11 protein-coding genes and 1 riboswitch are annotated in these 13060 nt (G+C 54.1%); of the genes, 3 read left to right on the top strand and 8 right to left on the bottom strand.

The window, feature by feature from the left end; all coding sequences use genetic code 11:
- Positions 1–102 precede the first annotated feature (102 nt).
- Both murI and btuB read right to left on the bottom strand, forming a co-directional pair.
- Positions 103–954 carry a glutamate racemase gene (gene murI / locus OGX75_RS14490; protein ID WP_286450892.1) on the bottom strand — a complete coding sequence of 284 codons (852 nt, stop codon included), beginning with the start codon at positions 952–954 and terminating at the stop codon, positions 103–105.
- The gene (btuB, locus tag OGX75_RS14485; RefSeq protein ID WP_219936346.1) at positions 899–2767 is read right to left on the bottom strand and encodes a TonB-dependent vitamin B12 receptor BtuB; all 1869 of its coding nucleotides are present in this window, start codon (positions 2765–2767) and stop codon (positions 899–901) included. Before btuB ends, murI begins: the two co-directional genes overlap by 56 nt.
- A gap of 65 nt (positions 2768–2832) precedes the next feature.
- A riboswitch (cobalamin riboswitch) is annotated at positions 2833–3022 on the bottom strand.
- A 114-nt stretch (positions 3023–3136) separates the two neighbouring features.
- On the opposite strand from btuB, the gene trmA reads away from it, so the two are divergent.
- Positions 3137–4237 carry a tRNA (uridine(54)-C5)-methyltransferase TrmA gene (trmA, locus tag OGX75_RS14480; RefSeq protein ID WP_047459762.1) on the top strand — a complete coding sequence of 367 codons (1101 nt, stop codon included), beginning with the start codon at positions 3137–3139 and terminating at the stop codon, positions 4235–4237.
- Between the two features lie 195 nt (positions 4238–4432).
- Here trmA and OGX75_RS14475 read toward each other — a convergent pair whose 3' ends face one another.
- Together OGX75_RS14475 and fabR are read right to left on the bottom strand one after the other, a co-directional pair.
- Positions 4433–4792 (bottom strand): YijD family membrane protein, encoded by a 360-nt coding sequence (locus OGX75_RS14475; protein ID WP_012133827.1) that lies wholly within the window; start codon positions 4790–4792, stop codon positions 4433–4435.
- Positions 4793–4807: 15 nt separating this feature from the next.
- On the bottom strand, positions 4808–5443 hold the full coding sequence (gene fabR / locus OGX75_RS14470; protein ID WP_047459767.1) for an HTH-type transcriptional repressor FabR: 636 nt from the start codon (positions 5441–5443) through the stop codon (positions 4808–4810).
- A 198-nt stretch (positions 5444–5641) separates the two neighbouring features.
- Here fabR and sthA point away from each other — a divergent pair, with 198 nt between their 5' ends.
- Positions 5642–7042: a Si-specific NAD(P)(+) transhydrogenase gene (gene sthA, locus OGX75_RS14465; protein WP_012133830.1), complete on the top strand. Its 1401-nt coding sequence runs from the start codon at positions 5642–5644 to the stop codon at positions 7040–7042.
- Here sthA and oxyR read toward each other — a convergent pair.
- The 4 genes from oxyR to argC all read right to left on the bottom strand — a co-directional run bounded on the left by oxyR (position 7025) and on the right by argC (position 11549).
- Positions 7025–7942, bottom strand: coding sequence for a DNA-binding transcriptional regulator OxyR (gene oxyR / locus OGX75_RS14460; RefSeq protein ID WP_012133831.1), 918 nt, complete (start codon positions 7940–7942; stop codon positions 7025–7027). The two genes, sthA and oxyR, sit on opposite strands and share 18 nt — an antisense overlap.
- A 328-nt stretch (positions 7943–8270) precedes the next feature.
- A complete protein-coding gene (gene argH, locus OGX75_RS14455; RefSeq protein WP_012133832.1) occupies positions 8271–9644 on the bottom strand; it encodes an argininosuccinate lyase in 1374 nt (457 codons plus the stop codon).
- Positions 9645–9760: 116 nt separating this feature from the next.
- Entirely contained in the window at positions 9761–10537 is a 777-nt protein-coding gene (argB, locus tag OGX75_RS14450; protein ID WP_012133833.1) for an acetylglutamate kinase, read from the bottom strand.
- A 7-nt stretch (positions 10538–10544) separates the two neighbouring features.
- On the bottom strand, positions 10545–11549 hold the full coding sequence (gene argC, locus OGX75_RS14445; RefSeq protein ID WP_286450891.1) for an N-acetyl-gamma-glutamyl-phosphate reductase: 1005 nt from the start codon (positions 11547–11549) through the stop codon (positions 10545–10547).
- A gap of 154 nt (positions 11550–11703) precedes the next feature.
- Between argC and argE the strand changes: the two genes are divergently transcribed.
- Positions 11704–12855, top strand: a complete 1152-nt coding sequence (argE, locus tag OGX75_RS14440; RefSeq protein ID WP_024130656.1) for an acetylornithine deacetylase — start codon at positions 11704–11706, stop codon at positions 12853–12855.
- The last annotated feature ends 205 nt before the right edge of the window (positions 12856–13060 follow it).

Here is a 13060-nt window from a genome sequence, read left to right as displayed (position 1 = left end):
TTGTTCCGTGTCAGTGGAGGCGCATTATAGGGAGTTATTCCGGCCTGACAAGGGGAAATTCAAAATTATTTTCCGACTGCTTTCTTTTTAAGCAAAACCACCTCAAACCGCCAGTTTTTCGAGCGTTTCGAAACCGTAACGCTGTAAAACGGGTATTAATTGCTCGGTCTCTGGCGTCATTGCCATGCAGAAAGCAATATTAGCATCCGCTGATTTGGCATCCGGCGCTTCATGCTCTAACAACCAGGTCGTGCGACGCGCAATCGCCGCCCCGGAATCCACCAGCCTTGTCCCTTCAGGAAGGACCTGCAACAGTTCTTCCTGTAATAGAGGGAAATGGGTGCATCCCAGAACAACCGTGTCGGGCGGTTCCGGCATCCGCAGCCAGGGTCTCAGGATACGGCGTAGTTCTTCCAGCGATACGGGTTCACCGTGCAGTTTGGCTTCCGCCAGCTCCACCAGTTCTGCCGATCCCAACATCGCTATCTGACATTCATTCGCAAATCGCGCTATCAACTCATGGGTATAAGGGCGTTTTACCGTGCCACGCGTTGCCAGCAACCCGACGATGCCGTTGGCGGTCAGCCTCGCTGCGGGTTTAATCGCAGGTACGACGCCCACAACCGGGAACGCGAATTTTTCACGCAATGCAGGAAGAGAAACCGTGCTGGCCGTATTACAGGCGATTACCGCAAGTGAGAGAGGATAACGCTGCTGCACTGCGGTAACGATCTCGACGACGCGCTCGACAATAAACGCTTCGCTCTTTTCCCCGTAAGGAAACGCGACGTTATCGAAAGCATATATATAGTGGAGATTCGGCAGGAGATGCCGAATCTCATCGTAGACCGACAACCCACCGACGCCGGAATCAAACACCAGCACGGTGGGACGTGGATCAGAAGGTGTAGCTGCCAGACAAGTAGTACTCTCGTCCTGCAGTTTGGTAGCCATAAGCTGTCTCGTAATCTTTATCGAACAGGTTGGCGATTTTACCACGAACTGTCAGGCGATCGGTGATCGGATACGATGCAGAAACATCAACAGTGCTATAGCTCGGCAAGATTTGCTGGGTGTTATTGTACTGGGAGGTGTTGTTATCGTAGCGCTTGCCGTAATACTGCCACGATACATCCATATCGACGTTAAACATCGTCCAGTCCAGTTGATACTTCGCCTGGCGCTTCGAGCGTCGGGCTAACACTTCACCGTTGTCGTCATTACGCGGATCGACATATTGCAACGTGACACGATGGCTAAAGATGCCGGTATCAAAGCTGCCCGTCCATTCCACGCCTTTAATGGTTGCCGCATCAATATTGTCATACTCACCCTGGTAGGTGTCTGGATCAAAGTAGTAAGTGATCAGGTTAGTAATCTTGTAATGGTAGGCAGACAGGCGCCAGTCCAGCGGACCAGTGAGTCCTTCCAGCCCGGCCTCCCACTGTTTAGACTCTTCCGGTTTCAGGTTAGGATTCGCGTTGATGCCAAAACGGGTAGAACCAAACTGCTGCCCCAGGGATGGAGACAGGAACCCGGTACCATAGCCGATAGTTACTCGATAATTATCGATAAACTCCCATCCAGCCGTCGTCTGCCAGGTGCCATGCCAGCCAAACTGTTCATCATGATCTTCACGCCCTGAAGCCTCCAGCGTTACATCACCGAATTGTTGCTGACCGGTCAGGTATAAACCGGTGTTATCGCGTTTATATGTGTCCGAAAGCGCGGTATCGGATGAGGTCAAACGCTGCTGCTGCCAGTCTACGCCCGCGCTCACGGAACCGTGCCCCACGATAAGGTTATTACCCCATTGCAGGTTACGCTGAGTCATGCGATCGAGCGTCGTACCGTCATGATAGCGACCATAAATACTGCTGTAGTTATAGTCCTTCACCTTCTGGTAGCTGGCGAGAAGTTGTGAAGAGTAAATCCCGGAGTTGAATTTCAGACCGGCGTCCCAACTCTGATTGTAGAGTTGCGATTCATCAGCACTGTAGGCCGGAATAGACGGCGGGCTTCCCAGATCGTAATCAGAGTTGTTGGTATAACTGTGACCACGGAAAAAACCATCGAAATTATCATTAAATTTATGTTCGAGGCTGCCCCAGAATGCCTTGCTGCGAAAACCATCGCGGTCGCGATCGTGATCCCAGGTTGAGCCGGGCTGTACGTTAAAGCCTTTATTGCCCTCATAAGAACCCGCTACCGTGGCGACAGTGTCGCCAAAGCGATGGCGTAACGTACCGTCATATTGCTGATAACCTTTTGAACCAACGCCCGCGGTAATTTTTGACTGTTCTTGATCGGAGTGCGTAATAACGTTAATGACCCCACCCATTGCGCCGGAACCATAAATCGCCGAGCGTGGTCCACGAATGTATTCCACGCGTTGCACCAGCGATATTGGAATCTGATTCAGATCGGGGTTATTCGTAATGCCGGGGCGGGTCATGGGAACACCATCGACCAGAACCAATACCTGTTTGGCTTCCGTACCACGAATAAATAAAGAAGAAGACTGCCCCATGCCGCCGTTTTGATTGATATCAACGCCTGGCAGGCGGCGCATCACATCATTCAAATTCTTCGCTTGCCAGCGGTCGATATCCTCACGCGTCACGACATCAGCAGGCGCCAGTACGGTATTAACAGGTTGTTGAAAACGATTTGCGGTGACGATCAGGGTGTCTGGGTTAGTATCCTGCGCCCAGCCAGAAAATGCCGTGACGGAGAGCGCCGTCAGCAGCGAAGATTTTTTAATCATTGTAAAGCATCCACAATATAAGAAGGATGCCGCAGGCTTCATCGATAGTACGCGATGATGAACACCAGATGCGACGTTAGCCGGCAGGTCTTCGGGCTTGGAAGGTTATCCTCAGGATACAAGAGATGATGACTTCCCGCCGGGTGGCAGTGTCTGCTTATGCTCTCATCTCACCTTTCCTTACCGCTGCGCGTCAGCTCCAGATTCGCACTGGATTCCCTATTAACTCACAGGACCGGCTCACGGATGCTACATTCTGTAACAATCTACGTCCAGACCGCATATCACAATATCGGAAATCATCAATGACTGGACATCTGATGAGCAATCCCTACAATCCCCGCGTACTTTTATTTTTCAGGATGCATCATGACCCCCGAACACCTTCCGACAGAACAGTATGACGCGCAGCTAGCCGAAAAAGTGGTGCGCTTGCAGAGTATGATGGCGCCGTTTTCTGACCTGGTCCCGGAAGTGTTTCGCTCGCCAGTCAGCCATTATCGGATGCGCGCCGAATTTCGCCTGTGGCATGACGGCGACGACCTGTATCACATCATTTTTGATCAGCAGACGAAAAGCCGTATCCGCGTCGACAGCTTCCCGGCGGCCAGCGAGCTGATTAACCAGCTGATGACGGCGATGATTGAAGGCGTGCGCCATAATCGCGTCCTGCGCCATAAGCTGTTCCAGATTGATTACCTCACCACGATGAGCAATCAGGCGGTGGTTTCGCTGCTGTACCATAAAAAGCTGGATGATGAGTGGCGCCAGGAAGCGGAAACGCTGCGGGATGCGCTGCGAGCGCAAAACCTGAATGTGCATCTGATTGGCCGGGCGACCAAAACCAAAATCGAGCTGGATCAGGATTACATTGACGAACGTCTGCCCGTGGCGGGAAAAGAGATGATCTACCGTCAGGTAGAGAACAGCTTCACGCAGCCCAATGCCGCAATGAATATTCAGATGCTGGAGTGGGCGCTGGATGCAACCAAAGCGTCGAAAGGCGACCTGCTTGAACTGTACTGCGGCAACGGCAACTTCTCATTGGCTCTGGCGCGTAACTTCGACCGGGTGCTGGCAACGGAAATCGCCAAACCGTCAGTCGCCGCAGCGCAGTACAACATTGCCGCTAACCATATTGATAACGTGCAAATTATCCGTATGGCCGCCGAAGAGTTTACGCAAGCGATGAACGGAGTACGCGAGTTTAACCGTTTGCAGGGCATCGACCTGAAGAGCTATCAGTGTGAAACGATTTTTGTCGATCCACCGCGTAGCGGGCTGGACAGTGAAACCGAGAAAATGGTGCAGGCGTATCCGCGTATTTTGTACATCTCCTGCAACCCGGAGACGCTGTGTAAGAACCTGGAAACATTAAGCCAGACGCACAATGTGTCACGTCTGGCTCTGTTCGATCAGTTCCCGTATACGCACCATATGGAATGCGGCGTGTTACTCACTGCCAGGTAAAACGTAGGCCGGATAAAGTGGTTACGCCGCCATCCGGCGATATGCCCGGTGGCGCTGCGCTTGCCGGGCCTACAAATCATCGTAGGCAGGATAAGGCGTTTACGCCGCCATCCGGCGATATGCCCGGTGGCGCTGCGCTTACCGGGCCTACAAATCATCGTAGGCCGGATAAGGCGTTTACGCCGCCATCCGGCATTATTCCGCGACTTCCTGCTTGCGGTTACGCATCTTAAAGCCAATCCAGAATACCAGAATCACCGACAGCACCGCCGGGAAGAAGTTAGAACCGATATCCGGGTATTCCGCACGTACCACGGTGCTGTACAACAGCACGCCGAGGATAAAACAGGCGGCAGCCAGCCCCGGCAAGCCGACAGGCATAGTGCGGTTTTGATAACGTTGATGCAGGCAATAAACCGCCAGCACCAGCGCGATAATCGGGAATACAGAAAACGGCACGATGGAGCTAAACAGCGCCGCGAATGTGCCATTGATCGATAAGCCAGCGACCAGCGCCAGCAACAGCGTACCTTTATCTTGACCTGACTGTTTCATTGCTCGTCCTTCACGTTACTCGGAGTGATGTGCCATCTTCTCTTGTTCACGGCGGTACCAGTAATATGCCCCTTTCGCAATCATGCGCAGTTGCAGTACCAGCCGCTCTTCCAGCTGTCGGCGTTGTTCCGCACCAACATCCAGCGCCTCGGCACCTGCACTAAACACAATCGTCACCATCGCTTCGGCTTGCGCTTCAGTGAACGCGCGCGGCATATGGTTTTCGAGTTCCAGATAGTCCGCAAGTTCCGCGATGAAATGCTGAATCTCACGCGCGACTGCGGCGCGAAACGCGGCCGAGGTACCGGAACGTTCACGCAATAATAAACGGAAGGCGTTAGGATTGTTGCCGATGAACTCCATAAATGTGGAGACCGAGGTACGGATCACACTGCCGCCTTTGGCAATACGCTGACGCGCCTGGCGCATCAGCTGGCGCAGCATTAAACCGCTCTCATCCACCATCGTCAGGCCAAGCTCATCCACATCGCGGAAATGGCGATAAAATGAGGTTGGCGCAATGCCCGCTTCACGCGCTACTTCGCGTAAACTGAGACTGGCGAAACTCCGTTCGGCGCTCAGTTGACTGAATGCGGCTTCTACCAGCGAACGCCGGGTTTTTTCTTTTTGTTGCGCTCTAACGCCCATCACGATGTCTGAATCCTTCCATATGCCTTATCTGGCACTATACCAGAGAACAAACTTAATCTGTTTGTTCAGCTTTGTGAATGATTGTTTACAGGCTGTTTGTGCTCCAGCTCCACAAAAAAGCACAACGATAATTGGGTTAAAGGCGCGCGAATGTTATCATCGTGTTTATTTTATGTATAAAAACAGGTGAGTAATACCATGCCACATTCCTGGGATTATGATGCAATCGTCATAGGTTCAGGCCCCGGCGGCGAAGGCGCTGCAATGGGTCTGGTTAAGCAAGGAGCGCGAGTCGCCGTTATTGAGCGTTATCACAACGTTGGCGGCGGTTGTACCCACTGGGGCACCATCCCGTCGAAAGCGCTCCGCCATGCCGTCAGCCGTATCATCGAATTCAACCAGAACCCCCTCTACAGCGACCACTCCCGACTACTTCGTTCTTCCTTTGCCGATATTCTCAACCATGCCGATAACGTCATTAATCAACAAACGCGCATGCGGCAGGGCTTTTATGAGCGCAACCACTGTGAAATATTGCAGGGTAATGCGCATTTTGTTGACGAAAACACCCTCGCGCTGGAGTGCCACGACGGCACGGTCGAAACCCTGACGGCGGAGAAATTCGTGATTGCCTGCGGGTCGCGTCCTTATCACCCGGCCGACGTTGATTTTGCGCATCCACGTATTTACGACAGCGACTCAATCCTTAGCCTGCATCACGAACCTCGTCACGTCATCATCTATGGCGCCGGGGTGATCGGCTGCGAATATGCGTCAATCTTCCGGGGAATGGACGTCAAAGTTGATTTGATTAACACCCGCGACCGTCTGCTGGCGTTTCTTGATCAGGAGATGTCCGACTCTCTCTCTTACCACTTCTGGAACAGCGGCGTGGTTATTCGCCATAACGAAGAGTACGAGAAGATCGAAGGCTGCGACGACGGCGTCATTATGCACCTGAAATCCGGTAAAAAGCTAAAGGCCGACTGTCTGCTGTACGCCAACGGACGCACCGGTAACACCGATTCACTGGCGCTGGGAAATATCGGTCTGGAAACCGACAGCCGTGGGCAACTCAAGGTCAACAGCATGTACCAGACCGCGCTGCCGCACATTTACGCGGTGGGCGATGTGATTGGCTATCCGAGTCTGGCTTCCGCCGCTTACGACCAGGGTCGAATTGCCGCGCAGGCGCTGGTGAAAGGCGAAGCGACCGCCCATCTTATTGAAGATATCCCTACCGGGATTTACACCATCCCGGAAATCAGCTCCGTCGGCAAAACCGAGCAGCAATTGACGGCGATGAAAGTGCCTTACGAAGTCGGACGTGCGCAGTTTAAGCACCTGGCGCGCGCGCAAATCGTCGGGATGAACGTGGGAACGCTGAAGATCCTGTTCCATCGGGAAACAAAAGAGATTCTGGGGATTCACTGCTTTGGCGAACGCGCGGCCGAAATTATTCACATCGGCCAGGCGATTATGGAACAGAAAGGCGGCGGTAACACCATTGAGTACTTCGTTAACACCACCTTTAACTACCCGACAATGGCGGAAGCCTATCGGGTAGCGGCGCTAAACGGCTTAAACCGCCTGTTTTAACGCTTTGTCAAAATGGCCATCCATCTCCGCACGGATGGCCTCCGCCAGTTGCTCATAGCGACTGCGCAGCGGCGATCCCGGACGATAAACCAACCCAACCGTACGCTTAGGCTCCGGCTTAATGCACGGCAGGTAGACTACGCCATCACGCTTACGCTCCTGCGGAACCGCCAGCGCAGGCAGTAAGGTAATACCGCTCCCCGCCGCAACCATGTTGCGCAGCGTTTCCAGACTGGTCGCCCGGAAATGGGTGTCTTCATCCGCGCCCGCCTCAAAGCAGAAGCCCATCGCCTGATCGCGCAGGCAGTGCCCGTCTTCCAGCATCAGCAGTTTTTCACCCGCCAGATCGGACATCGGCACACGATCGCGATTCGCCCACGGGTGATCCTCATAGATCGCCAGCATCATGGGTTCATCAAACAGCGGCACTTCGATAAACGCCTCGCTCTCTTTCACCAGCGCCAGGATCACGCAGTCAAGCTTGCCGCTGTCCAGTTGTGCCAGCAGCTGGTGCGTCTGCGCTTCATGCAGATACATTTCCAACTTCGGGAAGGTCTGATGCAGCATCGGAATAATATGCGGCAGCAGATAAGGGCCAACCGTTGGGATCAGGCCGATATGCAATGGGCCAGACATCGTCTCACCTTGCTGGCTTGCCATCTCCTTGAGCACTTTGACCTCACGCAGCACGGTGCGCGCCTGATCCACCAGCAGTAAACCTGCCTGGGTGAACAGAACTTTACGACTCGTACGCTCCAGCAGCATTACGCCCAGTTCATCTTCCAGCTTACGGATTTGCCCGCTGAGCGTCGGCTGGCTGACGTGACAGGAGTCCGCCGCACGCCGGAAATGGCGGTGTTCGGCTAATGCCACCAGGTATTCAAGATCACGAATATTCATTATTCATCCTCCGTCGCCACGATAGTTCATGGCGATAGGTAGCATAGCAACGAACGATTATCCCTATCAAGCTTTCTGTCTAATAATACATCACAGAAACGGAGCGGTACCTCTTTAACCCTTGAAGTCACCGCCCGTTCGAAGAGTTTTTCTCAACTCGAAATAACTAAAGCCAACGTGAACTTTTGCGGACCCTATGGTCCGCTTTTTTTTGCATAAATAAGCCCGACGTAATGCCAGGCTCTGATGACTGTTGCCGGATGGCGACGGTTCACAATTTTTTGTAGGCCGGATAAGGCGTCATCCGGCACAACGCCAGTTACGCCAGTTACGCCAGACGCGCCTTCGCGTAGTCGATCGCCTGCGCAACCTGCTGCGGTGAAACACCGCCTTTCGCCGCACGTTTATCCAGGCATGATTGCAGCGACAGAATCGGATATACATCATCGCCAATCACAGCGCTAAATTTTTGCAGGTCAGCCAGCGACAGATCTTCCAGCGGTTTTCCCTGTCGAATCGCTTCCACCACCGTTTCACCCACAATATGGTGCGCTTCACGGAACGGCACGCCTTTGGCAACCAGATAATCCGCCAGCTCAGTCGCATTCGCATAGCCCTGCTGCGCCGCTTCCTGGCAGCGCGGACGTTTTACCTGAATGCCGTCCAGCACCAGCGCCGCCATGTGCAGGCAGTCCAGCCAGGTATCGAGCGCATCAAACAGCCCTTCTTTGTCTTCCTGCATGTCTTTGTTGTACGCCAGCGGCAGGCCTTTCAGCGTCATCATCATCGCCGTTAACGCCCCCTGCACACGACCGCACTTGCCACGGATCAGTTCCAGCGCATCCGGGTTTTTCTTCTGCGGCATCAGCGATGAACCCGACGTCACGCGATCGGAGAGTTCCACGAAGCCCGCTTCACCGGTATTAAAGAAAATCAGGTCTTCCGCAAAACGCGACAGGTGAACCATGCCGATAGACGCGTCGGACAGCAGTTCCAGCACATGGTCGCGATCGGACACGCTGTCCAGACTGTTACGCGTCGCCGAGGCAAAGCCCAGCCAGCCTGCCAGCTGTTCACGGTCGATTTCATACGCCGTACCCGCCAGCGCGCCGCAGCCTAACGGGCTGACGTCCAGACGCTTGAGCGCATCCTGCAAGCGGCTCTCATCACGCGCCAGCATTTCCACATACGCCAGGCACCAGTGGGCAAACGTCACCGGCTGCGCGCGTTGCAGATGGGTGTACCCCGGCATGACGGCATCCTGATTATTCTGCGCCGTCTCTACCAGCGCGCTTTGTAACTGACGGTTAGCAGACAGCAGCTCGGTGACCGTATCTTTGCACCATAGCTTCAGGTCGGTCGCAACCTGGTCGTTACGACTGCGCCCGGTGTGCAGCTTTTTACCCAACTGGCCGACTTTATCGATCAGTTTACCTTCCACCCAGCTGTGAATATCTTCCGCGTCGCTTTCCAGAATCTGCTGCGGATTCACCCGAACCTCTTCCAGCAGCGCGCTCAGCGCCTCTTCCAGTTGCAGTTGCTCATCCGCAGTCAACACCCCAACCGTGACCAGAGCTTTGGACCAGGCCACAGAGCCGACGATATCCTGCTCGGCCAGGCGGTAATCAAAGCGCAATGAGTCATTAAACTGTTTGAACCGTTGATCCGCTGCCTGTGTAAAACGCCCACCCCAAAGTGCCATAACATGCTTCCTTAATATCTTGAATTTCAATGCCAGATGGCGCTTAGCTTATCCGGCCTACAGGTTCGGTTCACCCAGGCCCGATAAGGCGTGGCCGCCATCGGGCACAAAATAGTTTAAGCCAGAATACGCGTACCGATCGGCGTACCGTTAAACAACGCCGGAAGCTGCTCGGCATGACGCCAGGAGGCGATATCCACCGGGCGCCCCAGCGTGCGGGCGGCGTCCAGCGCCGCGTTCACCTTCACAATCATGCCGTCGGTAATGATGCCCTGATCGATCAGCTGTTCCGCTTTGGCCGCCGTCATCTCGGCAATACGCTGACCTTTGCCATCCAGAATACCGCTTACATCAGAAAGCAGGATCAGATCCGCCCCCAGCGTTGCCGCCAGCGCCGTCGCCGCCTGATCGGCATTGACGTTCATCAGTTGCCCTTCTTCGGTCACGCCAATGGAACTGACCACCGGCAAGAAGCCGCCTTCCAGCAGCGTGTTAATCAGCTTAGGCGAACCTGGCTGCGCCAGTCCAACGTGGCCCAGCTCTTCATCGAGTTGGGTCACTTTTACGCTATCGCCGTCGCCGAGATACAGGCCAACGGACGCGATATGGTGTTTTTTCGCCCACGCCAGCAAGGTTTTATTGGCGGTTCCCGCCAGCGCGCCGGTGATGATGTCAATCTGATCGGCGGGCGTCACGCGCAGGCCATTTTTCTTTTTCACCGGCAAATTTAACTGTTTCATCAGCTCATCCACAACACAGCCGCCGCCGTGCACGATAATCAGCGGACGCTGATGCGACTCGCGGTAATTGACCAGCGCGGTAAACAGACGCTCCAGCGCCTCTTCGCTATCCAGTAATACGCCGCCCAGCTTGATAATTAATGGATTCATCATTGCACCCTTAAATAAGAGACTGCGTTTCAGCAAAGCCGAAACGGATATTTGCGCACTGCACAGCCTGCGCCGCTGCGCCTTTCAACAGGTTATCTTCGGTCGCCACCACGATCAGGTGCTCGCCCTGAACGGCAAAACCAATATCGCAGAACGGCAGCCCGACCACATTCTTCAGCGCCGGAACGCCCTTGTCATATAGCCGCACCAGCGGCTTGTCGCCATACACCTGCTGCAACGCTTGCGCCACCTGAGTATGGGTAACGCCAGCTTTCAGGCGGCAGGTGATCGTTTCCAGAATCCCGCGCGGGAAGTTCCCCAGATGCGGCGTGAAAATAACCTCTGCCCCCAGATGGGTGGCGATTTCCGGCTGATGACGATGGGTAAAGACACCATACGGTTGCAGGCTGACTTCACAGAAACTGTTCGAAAGCGCCGCCTTACGCCCGGCGCCGCTCACGCCGCTGGTTGCGTTAATGACCGGCCACTGGTTGAGATCCAGCAGGCCTGCGTCAATCAGCGGTTTTAACGACAATTGCGCCGCCGTCGGATAGCATCCCGGCACCGCAATCAGATTCGCTTCTTTTAGTTTGTCCGCGCTCCACTCCGCCAGGCCATACACCGCCTGTTCCAGCAGCTCAGGGTGCTGATGGGTAAAGCCATAATATTTTTCGTAGAAGGCGCTATCATTAACCCGGAACGCACCGGAGAGATCAAACACAACGCAGCCCGCATTCAGGAACTGCGGGGCCAGGTCGTGGCTCACTTCATGCGCGGTGGCGAGAAACACCACATCCACCCCGCCGCTGAACTCGCTAATATCAGACATTGGCTGCAATGGCAGATCGACAATGCCTTTTAACTGCGGATGTAAATCAGAGATTAGCTTTCCTGCATCATTGCTTTGCGCTGAGACGGTTAAAGCGGTTATGGTCATATCAGGATGACGATTTACATAGGTCACAAGCTCTGCGCCAGCGTAACCGCTGGCACCCACAATCAGCGTATTCAACATCGGGGCTGTTCACCTTCTTATGTCTGGTTGCCTGGTTAAGCCGTAACAACTTCACCTTACAGTTGGTGGGTTTTCTTACGCTCAACGTTAATGTATTTTTATTCACAAATAATGCATGAATATTGATACTATCATGACCCGAGGTGTGTCAACAATGAAAAACACTTTACCGCCATTTATCGAGATTTACCGCGCTCTGATTGCCACACCGTCGATTAGCGCTACCGAAGAAGCGCTCGATCAAAGTAATGCGTCTTTAATCACTCTGCTGGCAGACTGGTTTAAAGATCTGGGCTTCAAGGTTGAGGTTCAGGCAGTCCCCGGTACGCGCAATAAATTCAATATGCTGGCAAGCACCGGACAGGGTGCTGGCGGTTTGTTGCTGGCGGGCCATACCGATACCGTTCCCTTTGACGACGGACGCTGGACGCGCGATCCGTTCACGCTGACCGAGCACGATAACAAGCTCTACGGGCTGGGTACGGCGGACATGAAAGGCTTCTTTGCTTTTATCCTCGATGCCCTGCGTGACGTGGATGTGACGACTCTGAAAAAACCGCTGTATATTCTGGCTACCGCCGATGAAGAGACCAGCATGGCGGGCGCGCGCTATTTCGCTGAAACCACCGCCCTGCGCCCGGACTGCGCGATCATCGGTGAACCAACGTCCCTGCAACCGGTGCGCGCGCACAAAGGCCACATTTCAAACGCCATCCGAATTCTGGGGCAATCGGGCCACTCCAGCGATCCGGCGCGCGGGGTTAACGCCATTGAGCTGATGCACGACGCCATTGGTCGCATCATGCAGCTGCGCGATGACCTGAAAGAACGTTATCACTACGCGGCGTTTACCGTTCCTTATCCGACATTAAACCTGGGCCACATTCACGGCGGCGACGCCGCGAACCGTATCTGCGCCTGTTGCGAGTTGCATATGGATATTCGCCCGCTGCCGGGCATGACGCTGAACGATCTCAACGGATTGCTCAACGATGCGCTGGCACCCGTGAGCGAGCGCTGGCCGGGCCGTCTGACGGTGTCCGAACTGCATCCGCCGATTCCCGGCTACGAATGCCCACCTGACCACCAACTGGTGGAAGTGGTCGAGAAACTGCTGGGCGCGCAAACCGAAGTGGTGAACTACTGCACCGAAGCGCCGTTTATCCAGACCTTGTGCCCAACGCTGGTGCTTGGCCCGGGTTCGATTAATCAGGCGCACCAGCCGGATGAATATCTGGAAACGCGTTTTATCAAGCCAACCCGCGAGCTGATTACGCAGGTTGTCCATCATTTCTGCTGGCATTAACTGCTTATCACCTCGCTAACTCTTTAGTGGTAATCGAGGTGATTTATTAACATTTCCATAAGCAACGCTTATTTGATTCGATGTGAATTAAATTACGTAAATTCCCGTCATTTATTCGTTTGCTGAACCGATTTCGCAGCAATTGACGTCAGGTGTTTTACGTGGCTTTATAAAGATAAGAAGTGATGTAAAAAATTAAAGTCCG

The organism is Citrobacter sp. CK199, assembly GCF_030333285.1.
In the GTDB taxonomy this organism is placed as follows: domain Bacteria; phylum Pseudomonadota; class Gammaproteobacteria; order Enterobacterales; family Enterobacteriaceae; genus Citrobacter_B; species Citrobacter_B koseri.
Note: the sequence above shows the minus strand (reverse complement) of the source record. Positions and strands in the feature narration are given on the sequence as shown.

What these genes read in the sequence shown, in the direction of transcription:
- OGX75_RS14475 (WP_012133827.1), bottom strand. Translation starts at nt 4,792, where the DNA reads ATGAAACAGTCAGGTCAAGATAAAGGTACGCTGTTGCTGGCGCTGGTC.
- trmA (WP_047459762.1), top strand. Translation starts at nt 3,137, where the DNA reads ATGACCCCCGAACACCTTCCGACAGAACAGTATGACGCGCAGCTAGCC.
- sthA (WP_012133830.1), top strand. Translation starts at nt 5,642, where the DNA reads ATGCCACATTCCTGGGATTATGATGCAATCGTCATAGGTTCAGGCCCC.
- argE (WP_024130656.1), top strand. Translation starts at nt 11,704, where the DNA reads ATGAAAAACACTTTACCGCCATTTATCGAGATTTACCGCGCTCTGATT.
- argB (WP_012133833.1), bottom strand. Translation starts at nt 10,537, where the DNA reads ATGATGAATCCATTAATTATCAAGCTGGGCGGCGTATTACTGGATAGC.
- argC (WP_286450891.1), bottom strand. Translation starts at nt 11,549, where the DNA reads ATGTTGAATACGCTGATTGTGGGTGCCAGCGGTTACGCTGGCGCAGAG.
- murI (WP_286450892.1), bottom strand. Translation starts at nt 954, where the DNA reads ATGGCTACCAAACTGCAGGACGAGAGTACTACTTGTCTGGCAGCTACA.
- btuB (WP_219936346.1), bottom strand. Translation starts at nt 2,767, where the DNA reads ATGATTAAAAAATCTTCGCTGCTGACGGCGCTCTCCGTCACGGCATTT.
- argH (WP_012133832.1), bottom strand. Translation starts at nt 9,644, where the DNA reads ATGGCACTTTGGGGTGGGCGTTTTACACAGGCAGCGGATCAACGGTTC.
- oxyR (WP_012133831.1), bottom strand. Translation starts at nt 7,942, where the DNA reads ATGAATATTCGTGATCTTGAATACCTGGTGGCATTAGCCGAACACCGC.